General features: G+C 71.0%; 21 protein-coding genes, 1 tRNA gene and 1 pseudogene. 16 read left to right on the top strand and 7 right to left on the bottom strand.

What is annotated here, in order from left to right:
* Window positions 1–16: 16 nt before the first annotated feature.
* From OOK07_RS16335 to OOK07_RS16325, 3 genes are all read left to right on the top strand, one after another.
* On the top strand, window positions 17–2395 hold the full coding sequence (locus OOK07_RS16335) for a HelD family protein (protein WP_266797139.1): 2379 nt from the start codon (window positions 17–19) through the stop codon (window positions 2393–2395).
* Between the two features lie 301 nt (window positions 2396–2696).
* On the top strand, window positions 2697–4109 hold the full coding sequence (locus tag OOK07_RS16330; RefSeq protein ID WP_266797137.1) for an NAD-dependent malic enzyme: 1413 nt from the start codon (window positions 2697–2699) through the stop codon (window positions 4107–4109).
* Window positions 4110–4454: 345 nt separating this feature from the next.
* Window positions 4455–4736 carry an HU family DNA-binding protein gene (locus OOK07_RS16325; RefSeq protein WP_007382399.1) on the top strand — a complete coding sequence of 94 codons (282 nt, stop codon included), beginning with the start codon at window positions 4455–4457 and terminating at the stop codon, window positions 4734–4736.
* A 140-nt stretch (window positions 4737–4876) separates the two neighbouring features.
* Here OOK07_RS16325 and murA read toward each other — a convergent pair whose 3' ends face one another.
* Window positions 4877–6223, bottom strand: a complete 1347-nt coding sequence (gene murA / locus OOK07_RS16320) for a UDP-N-acetylglucosamine 1-carboxyvinyltransferase (protein WP_266680886.1) — start codon at window positions 6221–6223, stop codon at window positions 4877–4879.
* Window positions 6224–6575: 352 nt separating this feature from the next.
* Here murA and OOK07_RS16315 point away from each other — a divergent pair, with 352 nt between their 5' ends.
* The 10 genes and pseudogenes from OOK07_RS16315 to OOK07_RS16270 all read left to right on the top strand — a co-directional run bounded on the left by OOK07_RS16315 (window position 6576) and on the right by OOK07_RS16270 (window position 17050).
* The gene (locus tag OOK07_RS16315) at window positions 6576–7148 is read left to right on the top strand and encodes a YqgE/AlgH family protein (protein ID WP_266680884.1); all 573 of its coding nucleotides are present in this window, start codon (window positions 6576–6578) and stop codon (window positions 7146–7148) included.
* A gap of 30 nt (window positions 7149–7178) precedes the next feature.
* Window positions 7179–7463, top strand: coding sequence for a DUF3039 domain-containing protein (locus tag OOK07_RS16310; protein ID WP_266515309.1), 285 nt, complete (start codon window positions 7179–7181; stop codon window positions 7461–7463).
* Between the two features lie 487 nt (window positions 7464–7950).
* Window positions 7951–8079, top strand: a pseudogene (locus OOK07_RS43685) (carbohydrate ABC transporter permease); the annotation flags it as partial.
* Between the two features lie 37 nt (window positions 8080–8116).
* A complete protein-coding gene (locus OOK07_RS16300; RefSeq protein WP_266797135.1) occupies window positions 8117–9757 on the top strand; it encodes a beta-N-acetylhexosaminidase in 1641 nt (546 codons plus the stop codon).
* 250 nt (window positions 9758–10007) lie between these two features.
* Window positions 10008–10901: an FAD binding domain-containing protein gene (locus OOK07_RS16295; RefSeq protein WP_266797133.1), complete on the top strand. Its 894-nt coding sequence runs from the start codon at window positions 10008–10010 to the stop codon at window positions 10899–10901.
* On the top strand, window positions 10898–12694 hold the full coding sequence (locus OOK07_RS16290) for a 2Fe-2S iron-sulfur cluster-binding protein (RefSeq protein ID WP_266797131.1): 1797 nt from the start codon (window positions 10898–10900) through the stop codon (window positions 12692–12694). Before OOK07_RS16295 ends, OOK07_RS16290 begins: the two co-directional genes overlap by 4 nt.
* A complete protein-coding gene (locus OOK07_RS16285) occupies window positions 12691–15000 on the top strand; it encodes a xanthine dehydrogenase family protein molybdopterin-binding subunit (RefSeq protein ID WP_266680878.1) in 2310 nt (769 codons plus the stop codon). Before OOK07_RS16290 ends, OOK07_RS16285 begins: the two co-directional genes overlap by 4 nt.
* Complete coding sequence (locus OOK07_RS16280) at window positions 14997–15137, top strand: hypothetical protein (protein ID WP_266680876.1); 141 nt, start codon at window positions 14997–14999, stop codon at window positions 15135–15137. The genes OOK07_RS16285 and OOK07_RS16280 overlap by 4 nt, the downstream gene beginning before the upstream one ends.
* 13 nt (window positions 15138–15150) lie before the next feature.
* Window positions 15151–15678 carry an AAA family ATPase gene (locus OOK07_RS16275; protein WP_266683539.1) on the top strand — a complete coding sequence of 176 codons (528 nt, stop codon included), beginning with the start codon at window positions 15151–15153 and terminating at the stop codon, window positions 15676–15678.
* A gap of 211 nt (window positions 15679–15889) precedes the next feature.
* Window positions 15890–17050: an SUKH-4 family immunity protein gene (locus tag OOK07_RS16270; protein ID WP_266797129.1), complete on the top strand. Its 1161-nt coding sequence runs from the start codon at window positions 15890–15892 to the stop codon at window positions 17048–17050.
* A 122-nt stretch (window positions 17051–17172) separates the two neighbouring features.
* On the opposite strand, the gene OOK07_RS16265 is transcribed toward OOK07_RS16270, so the two are convergent.
* Both OOK07_RS16265 and OOK07_RS16260 read right to left on the bottom strand, forming a co-directional pair.
* Window positions 17173–17391 (bottom strand): hypothetical protein, encoded by a 219-nt coding sequence (locus tag OOK07_RS16265; protein ID WP_266680872.1) that lies wholly within the window; start codon window positions 17389–17391, stop codon window positions 17173–17175.
* 290 nt (window positions 17392–17681) lie between these two features.
* Window positions 17682–17753: transfer RNA gene (locus OOK07_RS16260), tRNA-Cys, on the bottom strand.
* Between the two features lie 314 nt (window positions 17754–18067).
* Here OOK07_RS16260 and OOK07_RS16255 point away from each other — a divergent pair.
* The 3 genes from OOK07_RS16255 to OOK07_RS16245 all read left to right on the top strand — a co-directional run bounded on the left by OOK07_RS16255 (window position 18068) and on the right by OOK07_RS16245 (window position 22072).
* On the top strand, window positions 18068–19855 hold the full coding sequence (locus OOK07_RS16255; protein WP_266797127.1) for a DEAD/DEAH box helicase: 1788 nt from the start codon (window positions 18068–18070) through the stop codon (window positions 19853–19855).
* Between the two features lie 363 nt (window positions 19856–20218).
* Window positions 20219–20860, top strand: a complete 642-nt coding sequence (locus OOK07_RS16250) for an IclR family transcriptional regulator (RefSeq protein ID WP_266515280.1) — start codon at window positions 20219–20221, stop codon at window positions 20858–20860.
* A gap of 420 nt (window positions 20861–21280) precedes the next feature.
* A complete protein-coding gene (locus OOK07_RS16245) occupies window positions 21281–22072 on the top strand; it encodes a YlbL family protein (protein WP_266797126.1) in 792 nt (263 codons plus the stop codon).
* A 173-nt stretch (window positions 22073–22245) separates the two neighbouring features.
* Here OOK07_RS16245 and OOK07_RS16240 read toward each other — a convergent pair whose 3' ends face one another.
* Genes OOK07_RS16240 through OOK07_RS16225 form a run of 4 tightly spaced genes read right to left on the bottom strand, consistent with a single transcriptional unit; the run spans window position 22246 to window position 26000 of the window.
* On the bottom strand, window positions 22246–23205 hold the full coding sequence (locus OOK07_RS16240; RefSeq protein WP_266797125.1) for a glycine betaine ABC transporter substrate-binding protein: 960 nt from the start codon (window positions 23203–23205) through the stop codon (window positions 22246–22248).
* A complete protein-coding gene (locus tag OOK07_RS16235) occupies window positions 23202–24041 on the bottom strand; it encodes an ABC transporter permease (protein ID WP_406311801.1) in 840 nt (279 codons plus the stop codon). Before OOK07_RS16235 ends, OOK07_RS16240 begins: the two co-directional genes overlap by 4 nt.
* Window positions 24038–25360: a betaine/proline/choline family ABC transporter ATP-binding protein gene (locus tag OOK07_RS16230; protein ID WP_406311799.1), complete on the bottom strand. Its 1323-nt coding sequence runs from the start codon at window positions 25358–25360 to the stop codon at window positions 24038–24040. Before OOK07_RS16230 ends, OOK07_RS16235 begins: the two co-directional genes overlap by 4 nt.
* Window positions 25353–26000 (bottom strand): ABC transporter permease, encoded by a 648-nt coding sequence (locus tag OOK07_RS16225; protein ID WP_266680864.1) that lies wholly within the window; start codon window positions 25998–26000, stop codon window positions 25353–25355. The genes OOK07_RS16230 and OOK07_RS16225 overlap by 8 nt, the downstream gene beginning before the upstream one ends.
* Window positions 26001–26082: the final 82 nt, after the last annotated feature.

The following is a 26082-nucleotide window of genomic DNA, read 5'->3' as shown; positions in this document are numbered from 1 at the left end:
GTCAGAAGGGGGCCCGGTGGCCGCACAGGCTCAACAGGAAACCGCGCTCGACTCGGATCACGACTCAAGTCGCGACCAGGAGATCAGCGTCGAACAGGAACACCTGGACCGGGTGTACCGGCGCCTTGAGGAAAAGATCCACGAGGCGGAGTTCCTCATGCACGACGCAGCCAAGCGAGGCCACGTCGGCACGCCCGGCGCGCTCGCCGAGCGGGACGCACAGGTCTTCCGGGCGGGGGTCCACCTCAACCGGCTCAACAACGAGTTCGAGGACTTCCTCTTCGGACGGATCGATCTGCTGCCCGGCAAGGACGGCAAGAAGGGGCCGGACGGTGCATACACCGCCATAGAGCCCGCCGACGGTGCCGTCCGGGACGACAACACCGCGGACATCGCCGAGACCCTGCACATCGGCCGCATCGGCGTACTGGACTCCGAGTACGCCCCCCTCGTCATCGACTGGCGGGCCCCCGCGGCCGCGCCGTTCTACCGCTCCACCCCCGTCGACCCGGGCCGGGTCGTGCGCCGGCGCGTCATCCGCTCCAAGGGCCGCAGGGTCCTCGGTGTCGAGGACGACCTGATGCGCCCCGAGCTCAAGGCCTTCCTCGACGGCCGCCGGCTGCCCGTCATCGGCGACGGCGCCCTGATGGCCGCCCTCGGCCAGGCCCGCAGCCACACCATGCGGGACATCGTCGCCTCCATCCAGGCCGAGCAGGACATGGTCATCCGCGCCCCCGCCGCCTCGGTGACCTACGTCGAGGGCGGCCCGGGCACGGGCAAGACGGCCGTGGCGCTCCACCGTGCCGCCTACCTCCTCTACCAGGACCGGCGCCGGTACGCGGGTGGCATCCTCATCGTCTCCCCGACCCCGCTGCTCGTCGCCTACACCGAGGGCGTCCTGCCCTCCCTCGGCGAGGAGGGCCAGGTCGCCATCCGCGCGATCGGCTCACTCGCCGTGGACGCGGTCGGCGCCGAGGCCACCCTGTACGACTCCCCGTCCATCGCCCGCGCCAAGGGCTCGTACCGCATGCTCAAGGTCCTGCGGAAGGCGGCACGGGGAGCGCTGGAACTCGGCTCTGCCGCCCCCGCCCCCGCCTCCGGTCAGCTCACCCTCGGCGACGACAGCGGTGCAGCCACCCCGGCCGCCCAGCCCACCCGCCTGCGGGTCGTCGCCTTCGGCCGGCGTCTGGAGCTGGAGGCACCGGAACTGGACCGCGTGCGAACAGCCGCCCTCGGCGGCACCGCGCCCGTCAACCTGCTGCGCCCCCGCGCCCGCAAGCTCCTCCTCGACGCCCTGTGGGACCAGTCCGGCGCGGCCGGCCGGCACACCGACCCCGAGCTGGCCGCCGAGCTGCGCTCCTCCTTCGACGAGGACATCTGCGACGAGGACAGCTTCATCACGTTCCTCGACGCCTGGTGGCCGGAGCTGACCCCCGGGGCCGTCCTGGCCGCCATGTCCGACGAGCGGCGCCTGGGCCGCTGGGCCCGCCGCATCCTCAACCCCGGCGAGGTCCGCCGGGTCGCCCGCTCGCTGCGCCGCGACGGCCACTCCGTGCACGACATCGCCATGCTCGACGAGCTCCACTCGATCCTCGGCAGTCCGGTCCGCCCGAAGAAGAAGCGCGAACTGGACCCGCTCGACCAGCTGACCGGTCTGGAGGAGCTGATGCCGGTGCGCGAGGAGTCGCAGCGCGAGCGGGCCGAGCGGCTCGCTCAGGAGCGCACCGAGTACGCCCACGTCATCGTCGACGAGGCCCAGGACCTCACGCCCATGCAGTGGCGCATGGTCGGCCGCCGGGGCCGGCACGCCACCTGGACGGTCGTCGGCGACCCGGCCCAGTCCTCCTGGTCCGACCCCGACGAGGCGGCCGAGGCCCGCGACGAGGCCCTCGGCACCCGCCCCCGCCGCCGCTTCCAGCTCACCGTCAACTACCGCAACCCGGCCGAGATCGCCGAGCTGGCGGCCAAGGTACTGGCCCTCGCGATGCCCGGCTCGAAGTCCCCGTCGGCGGTCCGCTCCACCGGCGTCGAACCCCGCTTCAGCGTCGTACGGGATTCCCTCGCACAGACCGTCCGCGAGGAGGCCGCCCGTCTCCTGGACCGCGTCGACGGCACCGTCGGCGTCGTCGTCGCCATGCAGCGCCGCGACGAGGCGGCCCGCTGGCTCGCCGGACTCGGCGACCGGGTGGTGGCCCTCGGCAGCCTGGAGGCGAAGGGCCTGGAGTACGACGCCACGGTCGTCGTCTCGCCCGCGGAGATCGCCGACGAGTCCCCGGCGGGCCTGCGCGTGCTCTACGTGGCCCTCACCCGGGCCACCCAGCAGCTGACGATCGTCTCGGCGGACCGGGACGAACCGGACCTGAACGGAGTTCCAGACCTGCTCCGGGACGAGTAACCGGATGAACTCTCGGCACGGGAATGGCCTTACGGGATCTGTTTGTTAGCCTGGGTGTGGCACCGGCTCGATCCAAGCCCCCGGGCCCAACCTTCGTCGCTACGAGCGACCACTTGCCGCGAGGCGAGCATGGCGGGTCGGTGCCACTTGACCTGCAAGGCCCGCGTCACATCGTGACGCGGGCCTTCTTCGTGCCGTGAACAAAACGTTCGCAATCCAGGGTGACTAACGCTTACCCGACGGTAGGTGCGACCATCGGACGGCATACCCAGCGTCACGGTGAAAGCGGAGGAAGTCGGCCATGGCAACGGCGCCCAGCGTCTCCTACTCGATTACGGTCCGGTTGGAGGTGCCCGCGAGTGGAACCGCGGTCTCCCAGATCACCACGGCCGTAGAGTCCCACGGAGGCTCGGTGACCGGCCTCGACGTGACCGCCTCCGGCCACGAGAAGCTCCGGATCGACGTCACCATCGCGGCCAGCTCCACCGCCCATGCGGACGAGATCGTCCAGCAGTTGCGCGGCATCGAGGGCGTCACCCTCGGCAAGGTCTCCGACCGTACGTTCCTGATGCACCTCGGCGGCAAGATCGAGATGCAGTCCAAGCACCCCATCCGCAACCGTGACGACCTCTCCATGGTCTACACGCCGGGTGTCGCCCGCGTCTGCATGGCGATCGCCGAGAACCCCGAGGACGCCCGCCGCCTCACCATCAAGCGCAACACCGTCGCGGTCGTGACGGACGGCTCGGCCGTGCTGGGCCTCGGCAACATCGGCCCGATGGCCGCCATGCCGGTCATGGAGGGCAAGGCAGCCCTCTTCAAGCGCTTCGCCGACATCGACGCCTGGCCGCTGTGCCTGGACACCCAGGACACCGACGAGATCGTCGCGATCGTCAAGGCGATCGCCCCGGGCTTCGCCGGCATCAACCTCGAGGACATCTCCGCGCCCCGCTGCTTCGAGATCGAGGCCCGGCTGCGCGAGGCCCTCGACATCCCCGTCTTCCACGACGACCAGCACGGCACCGCGATCGTCGTCCTCGCCGCCCTGACGAACGCACTGCGCGTCACGGGCAAGGCAATTGAGAACATCCGGGTCGTCATGTCCGGCGCCGGCGCGGCCGGTACGGCCATCCTCAAGCTGCTGCTCGCCGCGGGCCTCAAGAACGCCGTCGTCGCCGACATCCACGGCGTCGTGCACGCCGGCCGCGAGGACCTGCGCGAGGCCGCCGTGGACTCGCCGCTGCGCTGGATCGCCGACAACACCAACCCCGAGGGCCTGACCGGCACGCTGAAGGAAGCCGTTCGCCAAGCGGATGTCTTCATCGGCGTCTCCGCCCCGAACGTGCTGGACGGCGACGATGTGGCCGCCATGGCCGACGGCGCCATCGTGTTCGCGCTCGCGAACCCCGACCCCGAGGTCGACCCGGCAATCGCCCGGCAGACGGCGGCGGTTGTGGCCACCGGGCGCTCCGACTTCCCGAACCAGATCAACAACGTGCTGGTGTTCCCGGGTGTGTTCCGCGGCCTGCTGGACGCCCAGTCCCGCACGGTCAACACCGAGATGATGCTGGCCGCCGCCAACGCCCTCGCGGACGTGGTGACCGAGGACGAGCTGAACCCGAACTACATCATCCCGAGCGTCTTCAACGACAAGGTCGCGGGCGCGGTCGCCGGCGCGGTGCGGGAAGCGGCCAGGGCGGCGGCAGCGTCGTAGGGCGGGGGCGGGGCGACGTGCCGAGGTTGTGAGGATCGCCACGGCAAGGCCTTGCACCGGCGCGTCGTGGAACCCGGCCCTCCTGGTCGGCGTTTATCGTGTCGGCCAGGTTCAGACCCTCTTTTCGTGTGACTCCCAAGGGTGTTCTCACGACTCCTGCGGGTGCCGGATTGGCTTTCGCGCCGCAGGTGGGGGCAGGATGCGTCCCGGGGCGCGAGGGCTCTGGCCACGGACCCGGGTCCGGGGCCTCACCGAGGACCCTGGCAGCATCGGCTTCACCGTGCCCGATATGCGGCTCCGCCGCGTGGCACGCCTCAATGGCAAGAAGAACACGGGAGTAACGACATGAACCGCAGTGAGCTGGTGGCCGCGCTGGCCGACCGCGCCGAGGTGACCCGCAAGGACGCCGACGCCGTTCTGGCTGCCTTCGCCGAGACCGTCGGCGAGATCGTCGCGAAGGGCGACGAGAAGGTCACCATTCCCGGCTTCCTGACCTTCGAGCGCACCCACCGTGCCGCTCGCACCGCGCGCAACCCGCAGACCGGCGACCCGATCCAGATCCCGGCCGGCTACAGCGTCAAGGTCTCCGCGGGCAGCAAGCTCAAGGAAGCCGCCAAGGGCAAGTGACCTTGCCGCCTGCACCTCACGGGACGGTGTACGGCGCGTAGGCGAATGCGATGGGGCGGCACCCGGAAATCCGGGTGCCGCCCCATCGTTGTGCCGCGTGCCGACCGGCTCGAAGACCGGCCGGGCGGGTTCCGCCGGACTCAGCCGAGAGGCTTACCGGGCAGCTCGACCTTCGCCCCCAGCTCCACGAGCTTCTCCATGAAGTTCTCGTAGCCGCGGTTGATGAGGTCGATGCCGTGGACGCGGGACGTGCCCTGGGCCGCAAGGGCGGCGATGAGGTACGAGAAGCCGCCGCGCAGGTCGGGGATGACCAGGTCGGCGCCCTGGAGCTTCGTGGGGCCCGAGACTACGGCCGAGTGGAGGAAGTTGCGCTGGCCGAAGCGGCAGTCCGAGCCGCCCAGGCACTCGCGGTACAGCTGGATGTGAGCACCCATCTGGTTGAGTGCGGAGGTGAAGCCGAGGCGGGACTCGTAGACCGTCTCGTGGACGATCGACAGGCCCGTCGCCTGGGTGAGGGCGACCACCAGAGGCTGCTGCCAGTCCGTCTGGAAGCCCGGGTGCACGTCCGTTTCGAGCGCGATGGACTTCAACTGGCCGCCGGGGTGCCAGAAGCGGATGCCCTGGTCGTCGATCTCGAAGGCGCCACCCACCTTCCGGTAGGTGTTCAGGAACGTCATCATCGAGCGCTGCAGGGCGCCGCGGACGTAGATGTTGCCCTCGGTCGCCAGCGCCGCGGACGCCCACGAGGCGGCCTCCAGACGGTCCGGCAGGGCGCGGTGGTTGTAGCCGCCGAGGCTGTCCACGCCCGTGATGAGGATGGTGCGGTCGGTGTCCATCGCGATGATGGCGCCCATCTTCTGCAGGACGCAGATCAGGTCCTCGATCTCCGGCTCCACGGCCGCGTTCGAGAGCTCGGTGACGCCCTCCGCGAGGACGGCCGTCAGCAGCACCTGCTCGGTCGCGCCCACGGACGGGTACGGCAGCCGGATCTTCGTGCCGCGCAGCCGCTGCGGTGCCTCCAGGTACTGGCCGTCCGCCCGCTTCTCGATCGTCGCGCCGAACTGCCGCAGCACCTCGAAGTGGAAGTCGATCGGCCGACCGCCGATGTCGCAGCCGCCGAGGCCCGGGATGAACGCGTGCCCTAGGCGGTGCAGCAGCGGACCGCAGAGGAGGATCGGGATCCGGCTCGACCCCGCGTGCGCGTCGATGTCCGCGACGTTCGCGCTCTCCACATGGGACGGGTCCATCACCAGTTCGCCCGGCTCCTCACCCGGACGGACCGTCACCCCGTGCAGTTGCAGGAGTCCGCGTACGACACGCACGTCACGGATGTCCGGAACGTTGCGCAGTCGACTCGGTCCACTGCCCAGCAGGGCGGCGACCATGGCCTTCGGTACGAGGTTCTTCGCACCGCGGACACGGATCTCGCCCTCCAGCGGGGTTCCGCCGTGGACAAGCAGTACGTCGTCATTGCCGTTGACGGTCATGTATCTCGCGTTCCGATGAGTCGGGCAGGGGCCAGAAGGGAAAGGGTAATCGCCGCACACAGAATCGACTAAGCTTCCTGGTGTGCGGTCCGAGAACCAAGCACCGCGCAGCTTGATGACGTTGATGTCAACCGGGCTGGTTCCAACCCGGCTGGTGCTGATCGTGTGAGCCTTGGCCGTTCGACGAGCGGTCGAGCAGCGTGAGCCAGGAATCCCCCGCTCCAGCTGGGGAGGGTTCAAAACACGAACCGTTCCCTTGCGGGCACACGGAGGCGTCGGCGCTGATCACGCACCGGCGCCCGTTTTCGTATCGCCTACCCACGCGCGGGTGGGATGCGGGATCATGTCTGCCATGACCGAGGTGTCCTCGCTCACAGGGCGGTTGCTCGTGGCAACGCCCGCCCTGGCGGACCCGAACTTCGACCGTGCGGTGGTGCTCCTTCTCGACCACGACGAGGAGGGCTCCCTCGGTGTCGTCCTCAACCGCCCCACCCCGGTGGACGTCGGCGACATCCTGGAGGACTGGGCGGGCCTCGCGGGTGAACCGGGCGTCGTGTTCCAGGGCGGCCCCGTGTCCCTGGACTCGGCCCTGGGGGTCGCCGTCATTCCCGGCGGCGGAGCCGTCGACGGGGCGCCGCTGGGCTGGCGCAGAGTGCACGGCGCGATCGGTCTGGTCGATCTGGAGGCACCGCCCGAGCTGCTCGCCTCGGCCCTCGGCAGCCTGAGGATCTTCGCCGGATACGCCGGCTGGGGCCCGGGCCAGCTGGAGGACGAGCTGGTCGAGGGCGCCTGGTACGTCGTCGAGTCGGAGCCGGGCGACGTCTCCTCGCCGTCCCCGGAGAGACTCTGGCGAGAGGTCCTGCGACGTCAGCGCAGCGAACTGGCGATGGTGGCCACCTACCCGGACGACCCTTCGCTCAACTGATGCGTGTGAGCTTCAGTACCCTTGGATTTTATGAGCACTCTTGAGCCCGAGCGCGGGACTGGTACGGGGACCCTCGTAGAGCCGACGCCACAGGTGTCCCACGGCGACGGCGACCACGAGCGCTTCGCCCATTACGTCCAGAAGGACAAGATCATGGCGAGCGCCCTCGACGGGACCCCTGTCGTGGCGCTGTGCGGCAAGGTGTGGGTACCGGGGCGCGACCCGAAGAAGTACCCCGTGTGTCCCATGTGCAAGGAGATCTACGAGTCCATGGGCGCCGGCGGCGACGACAAGGGCAAGGGCGGCGACAAGTAGGACCGGCCTTCCTGCCCGGTCCGGCCTGATCTGTGCGGGGCCTCCGGGGCGCGTGTTCGGCGCGCTCTCGGGGCCTCGGCGCGTTTGTACGAGCAGTTCGGCAGCCGGCGACGAAGCAGGAAACTCACGGGGCGATCCGTGGGACCCCCCTCCGCGTATTCCGCGGGCTGGTCGTCGTTGCTTTCCCGGTACTGCAGGGTGCTCCGCGCCGTCAGACCGGCCGGGAAGATCGATCCGGCCTGGCCCGGCCCCCGCGGACACTTTCATCCACCTGGATTCCTTCGGCGTGTCTTCGGGCAGCAGGATTTCGGTCGGTATTTCGTCAACAGCTCTGTGGTGGCGGGCGGTGTCGTCTTCGTCTCGGCACCAATCGCGTCTTTCGCCGCGACCGCCGCGACCGCCGCGACCGCCGCGACCGCCGCGACCGCCGCGACCGCCGCGACCGCTGTGACGCGATTCCGCTTCCGGTTCGGACCATCTTGTCTGCAAGCCGGACGATCCCGACTGGGACGGGATCATGGCCGCCTCCACGGTGATGACGATTCCGGTGCTGGTGTTCTTCGTACTCGTACAGCGACGGCTGGTCTCCGGCCTCGGCGGAGCGGTAAAGGACTGACGTGACTGACGTGACCGACGTGATGCACACGACTGGCATGGCTTCCGAGACAGGACTGGTTCCGGCCCCCGGCAGCGTGCGGGCGGCGCTCCCGGGCGGGGGCGTGGGCTACGTCCTCGGCGCCGGGACGGAGATCGACGCCGGCCCCGGCACCGAGCGGGTCGCGCAGTGGCTGCGGGCCACCGTCGGCGCCGCGACCGGGCTGCCGCTGCGCCCGCACACCGACAGCGGCGACCGCATCATGCTGCGCATCGAACCGCGGGACGGCGAGGACCCGGAGGCGTACACCCTCGTCGCCGACGGGTACCTCGTGTATCTGCGGGGAGCCGGTGAAGCGGGCTTGTTCTACGCCGCCCAGACGCTCCGCCAGCTCCTCGGCCCCGACGCCTTCCGCCGCGCACCGGTCACTCCGAAGCGGGGCTGGGAAGTGCCCGCGGTCAGCATCCAGGACGCGCCCCGATTCCGCTGGCGCGGCCTCATGCTCGACGTCGCCCGGCATTTCATGCCCAAGGACGGTGTCCTGCGCCACCTCGACCTGATGGCCGCGCACAAACTCAACGTCTTCCACTTCCACTTGACGGACGACCAGGGCTGGCGCGTCGAGATCAAGAGGTACCCCCGGCTGACCGAGGTCGGATCCTGGCGGGCGCGCACGAAATTCGGCCACCGGGCCTCACCCCTGTGGGAGGAGAAGCCGCACGGAGGCTTCTACACGCAGGACGACATCCGGGAGATCGTCGCCTACGCCGCCGAGCGGCATATCACCGTCGTCCCCGAAATCGACGTGCCCGGCCACTCGCAGGCGGCCATCGCCGCATACCCGGAACTCGGCAACACCGACGTCATCGACACGACGTCGGTCCCCGTCTGGGACAACTGGGGGATCTCCGCCAACGTACTCGCCCCCACTGACAACACCCTGCGCTTCTACGAGGGGGTGTTCGAGGAACTGCTGGGCCTGTTCCCCTCCGAGTTCGTTCACGTCGGCGGTGACGAATGCCTCAAGGACCAGTGGCGGCAGTCGCCGGCCGCGCAGGCGCGCATCAGGGAACTCGGGCTCGCCGACGAGGACGCGCTGCAGTCGTGGTTCATCGGCCATTTCGACAAATGGCTCTCCGCGCGCGGGCGCAGGCTCATCGGCTGGGACGAGATCGTCGAGGGTGGCCTCGCCGAGGGCGCGGCCGTCTCCTCGTGGCGCGGCTACGCGGCCGGCATCGCGGCCGCCCGGGCCGGCCACGACGTCGTCATGTGCCCCGAGCAGTACGTGTATCTGGACCACCGTCAGGCGGCGGGCGAGGACGAGCCGGTGCCGATCGGATACGTGCGCACCCTGGAGGACGTCTACCGGTTCGAGCCCGTTCCGCCGCAGCTCACCGAGGCCGAGTCCCGCCATGTCCTCGGCACCCAGGCCAACGTGTGGACCGAGGTGATGGAGGATCAGGCGCGCGTGGACTACCAGACGTATCCGCGGCTCTCGGCCTTCTCGGAGGTGGCCTGGAGTTCCCTGCCGGCCCCCGCGGAGCGGGACTTCGCCGGCTTCGAGCGGCGGATGGCCGTCCACTACCGGCGACTTGACGCCCTGGGCGTGGGCTACCGGCCGCCGGCCGGCCCCATGCCCTGGCAGCAGCGCCCCGGGGTGCTCGGGCGGCCGGCCGAGGGGGCACCCCCGAACAGATAGCTGAACTCCCGAACGGGCGAAAAAGTCGTAAGAATCGACGAAGAGGTGCAATCGGTACGCACCGGTGATGCCGTGCGAAAACGGACCATCTCCCTGGTGAGGTGGGCGAATGCCTCCTAGCGGACCCCCGTCTTCGGCCCCTGCGAAGATGTGCCAGAGTTGCCACGTCCGCCCTGTCAGCACGTACCGTACGGCAGCAACAGGCGGGACCAGCTGGGACCAGGTGGGGCAGCGGGAAGGGGCAGCCGGTTTGACCACGCACGCACCGCAGGCGGCGCAGGCCGTCACGCTGCCCACGACACTGGACGAGGCCGTGGCGGCGCTCGCCGCCGCGCCCGCCGCCGTGCCGGTGGCCGGCGGTACCGACCTCATGGCCGCCGTCAACTCCGGCCAGCTCAGGCCCGCCGCACTGGTGGGTCTCGGCAGGATCAGCGAGATCCGCGGCTGGCAGTACCAGGACGGGCACGCCCTGCTCGGCGCCGGACTCACGCACGCCCGCATGGGCCGCCCCGACTTCGCCGCCCTGATCCCGGCGCTCGCCGCCGCGGCGCGCGCGGCGGGCCCGCCGCAGATCCGCAACGCGGGCACGCTGGGCGGCAACATCGCCACGGCCGCCCCCACCGGGGACGCGCTGCCTGTGCTGGCCGCCCTGGAGGCGACACTGATCATCGCGGGCCCGGGCGGAGCCCGCCGGGAGATCCCGGTGTCGCACCTGCTGGCCGGCGTGGACATGCTGCGCGGCGGCGAACTCATCGCGTTCGTGCGCGTGCCGTTGCTGCACGCGCCGCAGGTCTTCCTGAAGGCGACCGGCCGGACCGGCCCCGGGCGCTCGGCCGCGTCCGTCGCGCTCGTCCTCGACCCCGCCAGGCGCGGAGTCCGGTGCGCCGTCGGTGCCATAGCGCCGATGCCCCTCAGGCCCCTGGACGCCGAGCAGTGGGTCGCCCGGCTCATCGACTGGGACAACGGCCGGGCGATCGTCCCGGAGGCGCTGACCGCCTTCGGCGAGTACGTCGCCGCGGCCTGCATCCCCGACCCCGTGCCCGAGGGGGACGGCACCGTCCCACAGCTTCCGCCCGCCGTACTGCACCTGCGGCGCACCGTCGCCGCGCTGGCCCGACGAGCACTGGGGAGGGCGCTGTCGTGACCGACGACCAGCAGGGAGAGGGAACGCCCCGCAGCGGCGGCCGCTGGGATCCGCTGCCTCAGGGCGACTACGACGACGGCGCCACGGCCTTCGTGAAACTGCCGGAAGGGGGGATCGACGCCCTCCTGGCCGGCGCGGACAGTCCGCTCGCCGCGCCCGGCCACGGCTATGTGCCACCGCAGATAACGGTCACGCCCGGCACGACCGCGGGGACCGACCCGGCGGCGACCGGCAGCTGGGCGGTGCCCGCCGACGGCGCCCAGTGGCCCGACCCGAACGCCGTGCCCCAGGACACCGGGAACGACCGGTTCACGTACAACCCCGCGGCCACGCAGCAGTGGAACTTCGAGGAGACGGCGACCCGGGAGTCAGGCCCCGTGCCGGGTCACGACGTGACCGGGCAGTGGTCGATCCCCGTGGCCGGGGGTGATCTTCCGGACGAATCGGGTGAGTTCACCACGTCGTCCCTGGTGCAGCAGTGGGGCGGCACGCCGCCGGCCACGCTCCCCGGAGGCGCCCCCGCCCCCTGGGCGACGGAGGCGGCGGGACAGCCGTGGGGGCAGCCGCAGACCGAGGACCCGACGGCGCCCGGGGACGAACCCGGGCAGGAGCACGACCACGACCACGCGGCCGGGTCGCCGACGGACGCAGATCACACGGCCGGTCATACGGCCGCTCACACTTACGAGCAGTCCCCGGCGCATCCCGGTGGCCGGCCCGACGAGCTGCCGGAGCACCTCGGGTCCACCGCCCACGCGCCCGTGCGGCAGGACCCGGCCGGGCACGAGCCCGAGAGCGCGGCGGCGCACACCGCCGAGCAGCCCGCCCCACCGCACGACGGCCGGCCCGCCACCGACCCGTACGCGCAGGCGCCCGCCGAACCCGCCTCGCAGCCCGCTCTCGGGCCCGGTGAGGCCATCGGGGCGGCGGAGGGTGCCCAGGGGGCCGCCGAGGCGCCTGAAGGGCCCGTGGAGCCGCTCGCCGAGCCGCTTGCGGAGTCCCCGGTCGATACCGTCGCCGGGCCCCTCGCCGCCAACGCGCCCGACACGCCGGACACTTCGGCCGCCCCGGACACCTCCGACGGCCCGGACGCCGACGCCGACGTCACCGGCGACGCCGCCGACGAGACCCCGCCGCCCCCCGGCGAGGAACACCCCCTAGCCGCCTACGTTCTGCGCGTCAACGGCGTGGAGCGTCCCGTCTCCGACGCCTGGATCGGCGAGTCGCTGCTGTACGTGCTGCGCGAGCGGCTCGGTCTCGCGGGCGCCAAGGACGGCTGCTCGCAGGGCGAGTGCGGGGCGTGCAACGTACAGGTCGACGGGCGGCTCGTCGCCTCCTGCCTGGTGCCGGCCGTGACCGCCGCGGGCAGCGAGGTCCGTACGGTCGAGGGGCTTGCCGTCGACGGGCAGCCCTCCGACGTGCAGCGCGCGCTCGCCCGCTGCGGCGCGGTGCAGTGCGGTTTCTGCGTGCCCGGCATGGCGATGACCGTGCACGACCTGCTGGAGGGCAACCCGGCGCCGAGCGAGCTGGAGACCCGCCAGGCCCTGTGCGGCAATCTGTGCCGCTGCTCCGGCTACCGGGGCGTCGTGGACGCCGTCAAGGAGGTCGTCGCCGAACGCGAGGCGCACTCCGAAGGCGACGCTTCCGAACAGGACGGCGACGAGGCACGTATCCCTCACCAGGCGGGTCCGGGAGCCGGCGGTGTCAACCCGTCGGCGTTCGCGTCACCCGGGTTCCCCGCGACGCCGGGACCGCATGACCAGGCGTACGGACAGGACGGAGGCCAGGCGTGAGCAACGAAGCCGCCACCGCGACCACCCCCGCGGAGGCAGCACCCGCCCCCGAGCAGCTGCCGCACGGCATCGGCGCCTCCCTGCCGGCCGCCGACACCCGCGCCAAGACCGAGGGCACGTTCCCGTACGCGGCCGACCTGTGGGCCGAGGGCCTGCTGTGGGCCGCCGTCCTGCGCTCCCCGCACCCGCACGCGCGCATCGTGTCCATCGACGCCTCCCACGCGCGCGACATGCCCGGCGTACGGGCCGTCGTCACGCACGAGGACGTGCCGGGCACCGCCCGATACGGCCGCGGCATCGCCGACCGGCCCGTGTTCGCCTCCGAGGTCGTGCGCCACCACGGCGAGCCCATCGCCGCCGTCGCCGCCGACCACCCCGACACCGCGCGCATGGCGGCGGCGGCCATCAGCGTCGAGTACGAGGTACTCGACCCGGTGACCGACCCCGAGCAGGCCTTCGAGGCCGAACCGCTGCACCCCGACGGCAACCTGATCCGGCACATCCCGCTGAGACACGGCGACCCGGACGCGGTCGGTGAGATCGTCGTCGAGGGCCAGTACCGCATCGGCCGCCAGGACCCGGCCCCGATCGGCGCCGAGGCGGGCCTCGCCGTGCCCCGTCCCGACGGCGGCGTCGAGCTCTACCTCGCCTCCACCGACCCGCACAACGACCGCGACACCGCCGCCGCCTGCTACGGCCTCGAACCCGAGCGCGTCAAGATCGTCGTCACGGGGGTCCCCGGCGCCACCGCCGACCGCGAGGACCAGGGCTTCCAACTCCCGCTCGGCCTGCTGGCGTTGAAGACGGGCTGCCCGGTCAAACTCACCGCGACGCGCGAAGAGTCCTTCCTGGGCCACACCCACCGGCACCCGACCCTCCTGCGCTACCGCCACCACGCCGACGCCGAGGGCAGGCTGGTGAAGGTCGAGGCGCAGATCCTGCTCGACGGGGGCGCGTACGCCGAGACCTCCTCCGAGGCGCTGGCGGCCGCCGTGGGGTTCGCCTGCGGCCCCTACGTCGTCCCGAACGCCTTCATCGAGGGCTGGGCGGTACGCACCAACAACCCGCCCTCCGGCCATGTGCGCGGCGAGGGCGCGATGCAGGTCTGCGCCGCCTACGAGGCCCAGATGGACAAGCTCGCGAAGAAGCTGGGCCTCGACCCGGCGGAACTGCGCCTGCGCAACGCCTTGGCCACCGGCGACGTACTCCCGACCGGACAGACGGTGACCTGCCCGGCGCCGGTCGCCGAACTGCTGCAGGCGGTACGGGACTTCCCGCTGCCCGCGCTGCCCAAGGACACCCCCGAGGACGAGTGGCTGCTGCCCGGCGGCCCCGAGGGCGCGGGCGAACCGGGTGCGGTGCGCCGGGGCGTGGGTTACGGCCTGGGCATGGTGCACATGCTCGGCGCGGAGGGCGCCGACGAGGTCTCCACGGCGACCGTGAAGGTCCAGGACGGTGTGGCGACGGTGCTGTGTGCGGCCGTCGAGACGGGCCAGGGATTCACCACGCTGGCCCGCCAGATCGTCCAGGAGACCCTCGGCATCGACGAGGTGCACGTGGCGCCCGTCGACACCGACCAGCCCCCGGCCGGTGCGGGCTGCCGAGGGCGCCACACCTGGGTGTCCGGCGGCGCGGTGGAGCGTGCGGCCAAGATGGTCCGCACACAGCTCCTGCAGCCCCTCGCCCACAAGTTCGGCATGTCGACCGAACTGCTCCAGATCACCGACGGCAAGATCACCTCGTACGACGGGGTCCTGTCGACCACCGTCACCGAGGCGATGGACGGCAAGGAACTGTGGGCGACGGCCCAGTGCCGCCCGCACCCGACCGAGCCGCTCGGCGAGCACGGCCAGGGCGACGCCTTCGTGGGAATGGCCTTCTGCGCGATCCGCGCGGTCGTCGACGTCGACATCGAACTCGGTTCGGTACGGGTCGTGGAGCTGGCGCTCGCCCAGGACGTCGGCCGGGTGCTCAACCCGGCCCAGCTGGCCGCCCGTATCGAGGCGGGCGTCACGCAGGGCGTGGGCATCGCGCTGACGGAGAACCTGCGCACCGCGCGCGGGCTGATCCGCCACCCGGATCTGACGGGCTACGCGCTGCCGACGGCGCTGGACGCGCCCGACATCCGGATCGTGAAGCTCGTCGAGGAGCGTGACGTGGTCGCACCCTTCGGCGCGAAGGCGGTCAGCGCGGCGCCGGTGGTCACCTCCCCGGCGGCCGTCGCCTCGGCCGTACGGGCCGCCACGGGCCGCCCGGTGAACCGGCTGCCGATAAGGCCGCAGGCCGCAGTGGTGACGGACCGATGACCGCCCCCGAGCCCGGGGCCGGCCCCGAGGAGCCGCGCTACGAACCGCCGCCCAGCGTCGGCAAGTTGCTGATGTGGGTACTGCTGTTCATGGTGGCGGCACTGGCGGTCGTCCTCGGTGGCGTGTACCTCACCTAGGACCTGACCCGTGCTGCGCGGAGTGGTGCTGATCACCGGCGTGATGGCGGCCGGCAAGTCGACGGTCGCGCAGGCGCTGGCGGAGACGCTGCCCCGTGCGGCGCACGTCCGCGGTGACCTCTTCCGGCGGATGATCGTCTCCGGGCGCGAGGACTACGTCCCCGGGGCCGACGGCGAGGGCGAGGCCCAACTCCGGCTGCGGTACCGGCTGTCGGCGGCGACGGCGGACGCGTACGCGGAGTCCGGGTTCACGGCGGTGGTCCAGGACGTGGTCCTCGGTAACGCCCTGACGGCGTACGTAGGCCTGGTGCGCACGCGTCCCCTGTACGTCGTCGTACTGGCTCCGAGCCCCGAGGCCGTCACGGCACGGGAGACCGGGCGGGCGAAGACGGGTTACGGCGCGTGGACGGTCGAGGACCTGGACGGGGCGCTGCGGGCGGACACTCCCCGGCTCGGGCTGTGGCTGGACAGCTCGGAGCTGACGGTGGGGGAGACGGTGGAGGCGATCCTCGCCGGGCGGGAACGGGCCAGGGTGCGCTGAGCGTTCCTGTGGTGCGGCGCCGTGGTGCGGCGCCGTGGTGCGGCGCCGTGGTGCGGCGCGATCCAGGGCGTTGTCAGTGGTCGGGCGTAGTGTTCTGGGCAGTGGAGAACTGCCCGCGGGACCATGCGGCGGACGGTCGTGCCACGGGGTCGCGCCACGCGGCCGGCAGGCCCCGCGCGGGGACTGTGAGCGGGAACATCCGGGGGAAGCAATGAGCACGACCGATGTCGCCACGTTGGCGATCACCTTCACCGAGGACCAACTCGATCCTCTGGTGACGCACATGCCGACGCGTCGCCGGCTGACCGGACCCGGACTGCCGGGCGACAGCGCCCTGTTGAGGTTCGCCGCACCGCGCACGGGCGGGCTGCACACGCAGGCGCAGGCCACGGACGGCGGCGCCGGCCTGGCGGAGGGGCTGCGGGACCGGCTGGTGATAGGGGAGCTGTCGGCCCCCGCGGGCATGCCGGTGGAGTCGATCCTCCTGGACGGCGGCACCGGTGAGATCAGCACCGCGTACCTGTTCGAGCTGCTGGGCGACCGTCCCCTGGCACCCTCCCTGGAGGCGCTGGTGCGCTTCGCCGCGGTCACCGAGGAACTCGCCGACCTGCGGGGGCAGTTCGCCTCCTTCGCGGGCCGCCACGGCAGCAAGGCGGCGGCCGAGGCGTCAAGGCAGCTCCTGGCGCTGTTCGAGGAGGGCACGGGCGGCGAGGTCCCGCCGTACTGGAAGGCCGCCGCCCTGATCCGCCCCCTGTCCCTCGCCACCGGTCCCGGCACGGCGGGTGGCCTCACCCTGGATGTCCCGGCCCGCCTTCTGGACGAGGAGTTCGGACTCGGGCGCGTGGTTCGCTTCGAGGACGTCGACTTCCCGGCCACGCTCACCCACGAGCCGACCCGGCGCTTCCTGCGCGAGACGGGCCTGCCGGAGGACACGGTCCTCTTCCGGCTCGACACGGAGGTTCCGCTGCAGACGCAGGCGGAGTACGCCGGGGGTGACCGCTCAGGTGCGGCTTCCTTCTTCGAACTCCCGGCCAGAGCCGATCACTTGATACGCCTGGGCCACCTGGTCGAGGACAACAGCCTGGTGGTGGACGGTGCGACGGGCGAGGTACTGAACTGGAGCGAGCCCGAGGCGAAGCTCTACCCCCTCAACACGGACGTCTCCACGCTCGCCTTCACCCTCTGGCTGCACCACCGGGAGCGGACGATCGACGAGGCGCTGTCCCACGAACTCACCACTCGGGCCTACGACCAACTGGCCGCGACCATGCTCCAGGTCCTCTCCTCCGTCGACCCCACGGCCATCACGACGCACGCGGACTGGCATTACTGGACGCAGGCGTTCCGGGACGAGGCGGGCGGGGTGCTTTAACAGCTGCGTCCGGGGCGCGGGACGTCACCGCCGAACACGATCGGGTGTTGCGCTGAAGGGGAGACGGAGGAGGAACTGCGCAGGCACATGGCCCTCCTCCTCTGCCTGCCCTGGCTCAACTGTCACGCACAGATGTTGCCGGTGCCGTTGCAGTCGCCGCCCCAGTCGTCGTCCCAGTCGTCCCAGCCGCCGTGGTCGGAGGTGACGGGGCTGGACTGGACCGTCGTGGTCTTCGTGGCGGAGTGAAGTGCCGATGGCGCGGCCACTGCGCTTGAGGCCGTGGCCAGTCCGGCTGCGAGAGCGAGGCCGAGGGCGGCGCTGATCGCACATATTCGTGACATGGATATCTCCGTTCGGGTTTTGTGAGTTGCGTTCACGTGGATCAATTTGCCCGCCCCCGCTGCTGGTTTCATCTCGTGCGCGGCCAACCGGGTGACGCACGCGAAATCCGCGGAATCCAACGGCTGGCCCGATGGCCGTACTTCAGAAGGACCAGAAGGACCAGAAGGACCAGAAGGACCAGAAGGACCAGAAGGACCAGAAGAAAAAGGAACCAGGCAAGGCGATTGAGAGGGCGGCACCCCCGAGGGGGTGCCGCCCTCTCAATCGCCTTGCCTGGTACGGCAGGTTGAGGCCGTGGCGGGAATCGAACCCGCGTAACTCGCTTTGCAGGCGAGTCCCTGAGCCACTCGGGCACACGGCCGGGTCGGTCGGAGCGCTGGGCTCCGTTCCGAACTCGGTGAGACGACCGTACGGCGGGGCGAAGGGGCGCTCAAGGAAACCAGAGGGGCTGCAACGGGACTGCCATACGCCGTTCATGAAAGGGGAGGGCCGGCTTCGCGTCGGCGCCCGGCGTCCCTGCTCCGGTACCGCGAGGTGACGTGCGGTGACGAGAGGTGATGTGAGGTGAGTCGCACCCCGGGGTGACCCGGCCTTGTCCGCGCGTTGACAGCCGCGGGCCGCCGGTAGGGTGGCCCGGTTGTCATACCCAGGCCGCCCGACCACCCCACGGAGATCGTGACTACCACCGCCGCCTCCCACCACCTCTCTCCCGCCTTCCCCGGCCGGGCCCCCTGGGGCACCGCCGGCAAGCTGCGTGCCTGGCAGCAGGGGGCGATGGAGAGATATGTCCAGGAGCAGCCGCGCGACTTCCTCGCCGTGGCCACCCCGGGCGCCGGCAAGACGACCTTCGCGCTCACCCTCGCCTCCTGGCTGCTGCACCACCATGTCGTGCAGCAGGTGACCGTCGTCGCCCCGACCGAGCACCTGAAGAAGCAGTGGGCCGAGGCGGCCGCCCGGATCGGGATCAAGCTGGACCCCGAGTACAGCGCGGGTCCGCTCGGCCGTGACTACCAGGGCGTCGCGGTGACGTACGCGGGTGTCGGCGTGCGGCCCATGCTGCACCGCAACCGCGTGGAGCAGCGCAAGACCCTCGTGATCCTCGACGAGATCCATCACGCCGGTGACAGCAAGTCGTGGGGCGAGGCCTGCCTCGAAGCCTTCGAGCCGGCCACGCGCAGGCTCGCGCTCACCGGTACGCCCTTCCGGTCCGACACCAACCCCATCCCCTTCGTGACGTACGAGGAGGGCAACGACGGGATCCGGCGGTCCTCCGCCGACTACACCTACGGGTACGGCAGCGCGCTGTCGGACGGCGTCGTCCGGCCTGTCATCTTCCTCTCCTACAGCGGCAACATGCGCTGGCGGACCAAGGCGGGCGACGAGATCGCCGCGCGGCTCGGCGAGCCGATGACCAAGGACGCGATCAGCCAGGCCTGGCGCACCGCCCTCGACCCGCGCGGCGAGTGGATGCCCAGCGTCCTGCGCGCCGCCGACCAGCGGCTGACCGAGGTCAGGAAGGCCATCCCGGACGCGGGCGCCCTCGTCATCGCCTCCGACCAGGACTCCGCCCGCGCGTACGCCAAGCTCATCCGCGAGATCACCGGCAGCAAGGCGACCCTCGTCCTCTCCGACGACGCCGGCGCCTCCAGCCGGATCGACGAGTTCAGCGGCAGCAACGACCGGTGGATGGTCGCGGTGCGGATGGTGTCCGAGGGAGTCGACGTCCCGCGGCTGGCCGTGGGTGTGTACGCCACGACCATCTCCACCCCCCTCTTCTTCGCCCAGGCCGTCGGCCGCTTCGTGCGGTCCCGGCGGCGCGGCGAGACCGCCTCCGTCTTCCTCCCCACCGTCCCCGACCTCCTCACCTTCGCGAACGAGATGGAGGTCGAGCGCGACCACGCCCTCGACAAGCCGAAGAAGGAGGGCGAGGAGGACCCGTACGCCGAATCCGAGAAGGAGATGGAGGAGGCGAACAAGGAGCAGGACGAGGACACCGGCGAGCAGGAACAGTTCTCCTTCGAGGCCCTGGAGTCCGAGGCCGTCTTCGACCGGGTGCTCTACGACGGCGCCGAGTTCGGTATGCAGGCCCACCCGGGAAGCGAGGAGGAGCAGGACTACCTCGGGATTCCGGGCCTCCTGGAGCCGGATCAGGTGCAGCTCCTCCTTCAGAAGCGGCAGGCCCGGCAGATCGCGCACAGCCGCAAGAAGCCGGACGCGGAGGCCGACCTGCTGGAGCTGCCCGCCGAGCGGCGGCCGGTCGTCTCGCACAAGGAGATGATGGAGCTCCGCAAGCAGCTCAACACGATGGTCGGGGCGTACACCCACCAGAGCGGCAAGCCGCACGGGGTCATCCACACCGAGCTGCGGCGCGTGTGCGGCGGCCCGCCCAGCGCCGAGGCCACGGCGGGACAGCTGCGGCAGCGGATCGCCAAGGTGCAGGAGTGGGCCACGCGCATGCGGTGACGCCCGGTACCGTTGTCCGTCAGGCGGCCGCCATGCGTGTCCGCCGGGTGCGAGTGCAGGTGCGGATGTGGTGCACGGTCCGCGCTGTGCGCCGTACGAATCAGGGCAAACGGAGGTAGTCCCTCCCTTCAGGTGCCCGGATTCTGGACGGAGCCTTCCGCTGAGCGAACCCGCTTCGCTACTGTCCCGCTACGCATACGCCCCGTGGCAGAGCCGCCGCGGAGCGCAGCCGTGAAGCGACGCGGCTCGGTACAGGCCGGGCCGCCGGCCAATCGGTGGCCTCTGTTGCGCGTCACCGACGGGACTCGGTGTCGCACCGTCGCGCGGAGGCCGCCGACCTCACCACTTGGAGGAGTGGGCGTCGTGACCGCGGAGACCTCTCAGACGCTCGACCGGGGACTGCGTGTCCTCAAGCTGCTGGCCGATACGGACCACGGGCTGACCGTCACCGAGCTTTCCAACCGACTGGGTGTGAACCGGACCGTGGTGTACCGGTTGCTGGCCACCCTGGAACAACATGCGCTCGTGCGCCGGGACCTGGGCGGCCGTGCCCGGGTCGGGCTCGGAGTGCTACGACTGGGCCGCCAGGTGCATCCGCTGGTGCGGGAGGCCGCGTTGCCGGCGCTCCGGTCGCTGGCCGAGGACATAGGCGCGACCGCACATCTCACCCTCGTGGACGGGGCGGACGCGTTGGCCGTGGCCGTCGTCGAGCCGACCTGGACGGATTATCACGTGGCGTACCGGGCCGGGTTCCGGCATCCGCTGGACCGGGGCGCCGCGGGCAGGGCGATCCTCGCCGCACGGGCGAGGCCGGTGGCGGAGCCCGGATACACCTTGACCCATGGGGAGCTGGAGGCCGGGGCGAGTGGAGCCGCGGCGCCGCTTCTCGGGGTCACGGGCGTCGAGGGCAGCGTCGGAGTCGTGATGCTGGCCGATGCGGTGCCCGAGCGAGTGGGTCCGCGCGTGGTCGACGCGGCGCGGGAGGTGGCCGAGGCCCTTCGGTAGCGCTCCGCTGGGTTGGGCGGACAAGGTGGACGGGGCGGACGGGGCGGACGGGGCCGATGGGGCGGTTGGGCGGCTGCGGGTCTTCTGTGGCTGGTCGCGCAGTTCCCCGCGCCCCTATGGGACGCGGGTCCCGACAGCCGGTTCTGCGGGGTGCAGGTCTCCGTGGGACTGCGAGGTGTGGCTCAGGGGGTGGCTTCGCCCTTCCGGGAGATACCTCGGCCTCCGCCCGCTGCTTTGCCGAGGGCGGCGCCGAGCCCTTCGTCCTGCGGGACGGCCACCTGCCTGTCCCGACCACCGCCCCGGGAATCGGCATCGCACCGCTCCCGGACGTACTGCGGGCGGTTCACGAGGGAGCGGCGAGACTTGACTGTGAGCTGACCGGCACCTGGCCGGAAGTCACCGCCACGTTAGATTGATCCCGTGCTCTCTCGTCTCACACGCCCCCAGGCCCTCGCCGTATGCGCCCTGCCCGTCGTGGCGCTGGTCGCCACCGCGGCCTTCGCGCCGCTGCCGTTCTCGCTGGCGCAGCCCGGGATGACGGCGAACGTGCTCGGGGACAACCAGGGTGCCGCCGTGATCACGATCTCGGGGGCGAAGACCCGGGATACCCGCGGGCAGCTGCGGATGACGACGATCGAGGCGACCAACCCGGACACGCGTGTGGCGCTGAGCGATGTGCTCAGTGCCTGGTTCGCCACGGACCGGGCCGTGATGCCGCGCGACTCGGTCTACCCGAGTGGTGAGTCCACCAAGGAGATCGAGCAGCACAACAGCGCGCAGATGAAGGAGTCGCAGGACGCGGCGACCCAGGCCGCGCTGGACTACCTGCACCTCAGCGACGAGAAGGTCAAGGTCACGCTGAAGCTCGCCGACGTCGGCGGCCCCAGCGCCGGCCTGCTGTTCACCCTCGGCATCATCGACAAGCTGGAAGGGAACGGCAGCGGCGGCGACCTCACCGGCGGCCGCACCATCGCCGGTACGGGGACGATCGACGACGACGGCACGGTGGGTGCCGTGGGCGGCGTGGCGCTGAAGACGCAGGCCGCGCGCCGGGACGGCGCCACCGTCTTCCTGGTGCCGAAGGCCGAGTGCTCCGACGCCAAGTCCGAGCTGCCGAAGGGGCTGCGGCTGATTCCGGTGACCACGCTGAAGGGTGCGGTGAACTCGCTGGTGGCGCTGGAGTCGGGGAAGAGTTCCGTACCGAGCTGTTAGGCGATCGCCGGCCCGGGAGCGGCGGCAAGCCGCAGACCGACCTCCACGAGGGTCCAGCCGAGGCGGGCGCGCAGGTCGCGGGGGCGCTTGGCGAGGGTGGCGAGGCGGTGTTCGGCGGCTTCGGCGCGGAGTCCGGCGGCGCGGGTGTGGTGCAGGGCGAGGTGGGTCTCGACCTACTTGACCAGCCCCTCCTGCTTCATCCAGTCCAGCGCCACCTGGTGGGGATCCTCCCCGTCCACGTCGACCTTCGCGTTCAGCGTCTGGGCCACCGTGTTGTTCAGCTTCTTCGTGACCGGGGCGAGGACCTCCGCGATCGCCGGCCACTTCTTCAGGGTCTTGGTGTTGATCTCGGGGGCCGCGTTGTAGTTGGGGAAGAACTTCTTGTCGTCCTTCATCACGGCCAGGTTCATGGACTTGATGCGGCCGTCGGTGGTGAACACCTCGCCGTAGGTGCAACTGCCCTTCTTCACCTGGGTGTAGATGATCCCGGTGTCCATCTGGGTGACGTTCTTCGCGGGCACGCTCATCCCGTACGCCTTCTCCATGCCCGGCAGTCCGTCCGCACGGTTGGCGAACTCGCTCTCCACGCAGAGGGTCACGGCGCCGGGGTCCTTCTTCGACAGCGCGACCACGTCGGACAGCGTCTTCGTCCCGTACTTCCTGAAGTTGGCCTGGTTCATGGCCAGGGCATAGGTGTTGTTGAGCTCCGAGGGCGGCAGCCAGGTCAGGCCGTTCTTCAGGTCGGCGTCGCGCACCGCCCGCCACTGTTTCTCCGGGTCGGGGATCGGCTTGCTGTTGCCCAGGTAGGTGATCCAGGCGGTGCCCGTGTACTCGTACATGCCGTCCGCGTCGCCGCTCTTGACCGCCTCGCGGGCGCCGATCGAGCCCTGGATGCCGGTGCGGTCGAGGACATCGGCGCCGGCTGCCTGGAAGGCGATGCCCATCATCGCGCCGAGGACGAGCTGCTCGGTGAACTCCTTCGAGGTGACGGTCAGATGGGCGCCCTTGAGGGGCTCGCCCTTCCCGGCCGAGCCGGGCTGAACGTCGTCGACCATGGGGGAGCCGCTCTGCAGACCGCAACCGGACGCGGCCACCACGGCCGAGGCCAGCAGCAGACCCGTACGCCGTCTCATGTCCCCACCTCCAACCCACGTGGTCTGAGCAGGAGTTCGGCGAGCGAGGCCAGCCAGTCGACGAGCAGGGCCAGTGCGACGGTGAGGATCGAGCCCAGCATCAGCACCGGCATCCGCTGGGTGGTGATGCCGGTCTGGATCAGCACACCGAGCCCGCCGCCCCCGCCGAAGGTCGCCAGGGTCGCCGTGCCGACGTTCAGGACCAGCGCCGTGCGGACGCCCGCCAGGATCAGCGGGACGGCCAGCGGGAGTTCGACCCTGGACAGCACTCCCAGCGGGGACATCCCGATCCCGCGGGCAGCCTCCAGCAGTGTCGGGTCGTTGGCCTTCAGGCCCGCGATGGTGTTCGACAGCACCGGCAGGATGGCGTAGATGGTGATGCCGATCAGGGCGGCCTTCATGCCGGTGCCGAGCCAGATCACCAGCAGCGCGAGAAGGCCGATCGCCGGGGTCGCCTGGCCCATGTTGGCGAAGGCCATCGCCACCGGGGTGCCTTTCCTGAACGCCTTGCGGGTGAGCAGGATGCCCAGCGGGATCGCGATGATCAGTACGAAGAAGGTGGAGATCGCGGTCAGTTCGATCTGCTGCCACAGGGCCTTGGAGACCTGGCCGTTCGACAGGGCGTTCTCGGAGATCGGGTCCAGGTCGGCCTGCTGGAACCACAGCCAGGTCGCGAGCAGGACGGCGACGAGCACTGCGGGCAGGACCGTCAGCTTCTGCCAGGTCAGGCGCGACCTCGGCGGACTCGGCGGGGGCGGCGGCGCGGTGCCCTCCGCCGTGCCCTCCGGCAGGCCCTCCTCCAGCTCCTCCTGTTCCTCCAGCTCGGGGGCGGTCACGCCTTCGGCCCTCCTCCGGGGCCCTCCTGCTCGGCGTGCGTCTGGGCGGCCCGCAGCTCCTCCAGTTCGTGCCGGTGCTCCATCGCTTCGAGCCGGTCGGCCTCCAGCAGCTCGTGCACGGAGTTGATGAGGATCTCCATGTCGACGACGCCCTCGTACTCACCGCGCCGCCCGGTGACCGCCACCCGGCCCGCGTTGTCCGTCAGCACGGCCTCCAGCGCGTCCCGCAGCGTCGCGTCCCTGGTCACCGTGTCGTGCACCAGCGTGCCTGCCCGGGCGAGGGAGCCCCGGGCGCGCATGAGGTCGCCGCGCCTGAGCCACTTGTAGGGCCGTCCGCGTTTGTCGAGCAGCAGGATCTCGTTCGTGCCGCTGCCCCGGAGCCGGTTGAAGATCTCCTGGAGCGGGTCGTCGAGGGTGACGGTCGGATAGTCGGTGATCTCGACGTCCCGTACGCGGGTCAGGTTCAGCCGCTTCAGGGCGGCCCCCGCGCCCACGAACCCGGACACGAAGTCGTCGGCCGGATTGGTGAGGATCGCCTCCGGGGTGTCGAACTGCGCGATGTGCGAGCGTTCACGCAGGACGGCGATGCGGTCGCCGAGCTTGATCGCCTCGTCGAAGTCGTGCGTGACGAACACGATCGTCTTGTGCAGCTCGCGCTGCAGCCTGATCAGCTCGTCCTGGAGGTGGTCGCGGGTGATCGGGTCGACCGCGCCGAACGGCTCGTCCATCAGCAGGACGGGCGGGTCGGCGGCCAACGCCCGTGCCACGCCCACACGTTGCTGCTGACCGCCGGACAACTGGCGCGGATAGCGGCCGCGGAACTCACCCGGGTCGAGCCCGACGAGGTCGAGCAGCTCCTCGACCCGTGCCTTGATGCGGGCCTTCGGCCAGCCGACCATCTTCGGTACGAGGGCGATGTTCTGCCCGACCGTCATGTGCGGGAAGAGACCGGCGGACTGGATCGCGTACCCGACCTTCCGGCGCAGCTTCACAGGGTCCATGTCGGTGACGTCCTCACCGCCGATGCGGATGCGGCCACCGGTCGGTTCGATCAGCCGGTTGATCATCTTGAGCGTCGTGGACTTCCCGCAGCCGGACGGGCCGACGAGGATGACGATCTCGCCGGCCTTGATCTCCATGCTGACGTTGTCGACGGCAGGGGAGGGGCTGCCGGGATAGCGCTTGGAGAGGTTGTCCAGCTCGATGGTCGCGCCGGTGGTCGCGCCGGTGGCGGCTCCGGTGGTCGCTCCCGTGGTCGCGCCGGTGGCCGGGCCCGCGGTCGCTCCGGTGGGAGCCCCGGTGGTGGAAGCCTCAGGCACGGATCCCCCTCGGAATGGTCAGCCGTCCGATCAGGACGTACGCGGCGTCGAACAGCAGCGCCAGCACGATGATCCCCAGTGTGCCCGCGAGGACCTGGTTGAGAGCGTTCTTGCTGCCCAGCGAGCCGATGCCACGGAAGATCTCGTTGCCGAGGCCCGGCCCGGAGGCGTAGGCGGCGATCGCGGCGATGCCCATCAGCATCTGGGTCGAGACGCGGATCCCGGTCAGGATCGGCGGCCAGGCCAGCGGCAGTTCGATCCGTACCAGCCGCATCAGCCGGGACATGCCGATGCCCGTCGCCGCGTCGACCAGCGAGGGATCGACCCCGCGCAGCCCGACGATCGAGTTCCGCACGATCGGGAGCAGCCCGTACAGCGTCAGCGCGATCACCGTGGGCGGTACGCCCAGGCCCACGATCGGGATGAGCAGACCGATCATGGCGAGCGAGGGAACGGTCAGGATGGTCGAGGTGGTCGTGGTCGCGAGACTTCCGGCCCACTCGCTGCCGTAGGCGGCGATCCCGATCACCACGCCGACCGCGGTCGCCACGACCATGCACTGGAACACGACGCTCGCGTGCTGGTAGGCGTCCGTGAGCAGCTGCTGGTGGCGGCTGCTCAGGTACTCCCAGAAGTTCACCCGCGCTCACCCCCGGGGCCGGCCGCCCCACTGCGCGGTGCGGCCGCACGCATCAGGCTTCGCTCGCCCACACTCATGAGGC

It is taken from the genome of Streptomyces sp. NBC_00078, from assembly GCF_026343335.1.
Classification (GTDB): Bacteria; Actinomycetota; Actinomycetes; order Streptomycetales; family Streptomycetaceae; genus Streptomyces.
The sequence above is the reverse complement of the archived record's forward strand: the minus strand, read 5'-3'. Positions and strand labels throughout refer to the sequence as shown.

Coding starts and splice junctions, on each gene's coding strand:
- OOK07_RS16330 (WP_266797137.1), top strand. CDS start 2,697: ATGGCAACGGCGCCCAGCGTCTCCTACTCGATTACGGTCCGGTTGGAG.
- OOK07_RS16240 (WP_266797125.1), bottom strand. CDS start 23,205: ATGAGACGGCGTACGGGTCTGCTGCTGGCCTCGGCCGTGGTGGCCGCG.
- OOK07_RS16300 (WP_266797135.1), top strand. CDS start 8,117: ATGGCTTCCGAGACAGGACTGGTTCCGGCCCCCGGCAGCGTGCGGGCG.
- OOK07_RS16325 (WP_007382399.1), top strand. CDS start 4,455: ATGAACCGCAGTGAGCTGGTGGCCGCGCTGGCCGACCGCGCCGAGGTG.
- OOK07_RS16280 (WP_266680876.1), top strand. CDS start 14,997: ATGACCGCCCCCGAGCCCGGGGCCGGCCCCGAGGAGCCGCGCTACGAA.
- OOK07_RS16310 (WP_266515309.1), top strand. CDS start 7,179: ATGAGCACTCTTGAGCCCGAGCGCGGGACTGGTACGGGGACCCTCGTA.
- murA (WP_266680886.1), bottom strand. CDS start 6,223: ATGACCGTCAACGGCAATGACGACGTACTGCTTGTCCACGGCGGAACC.
- OOK07_RS16270 (WP_266797129.1), top strand. CDS start 15,890: ATGAGCACGACCGATGTCGCCACGTTGGCGATCACCTTCACCGAGGAC.
- OOK07_RS16265 (WP_266680872.1), bottom strand. CDS start 17,391: ATGTCACGAATATGTGCGATCAGCGCCGCCCTCGGCCTCGCTCTCGCA.
- OOK07_RS16315 (WP_266680884.1), top strand. CDS start 6,576: ATGACCGAGGTGTCCTCGCTCACAGGGCGGTTGCTCGTGGCAACGCCC.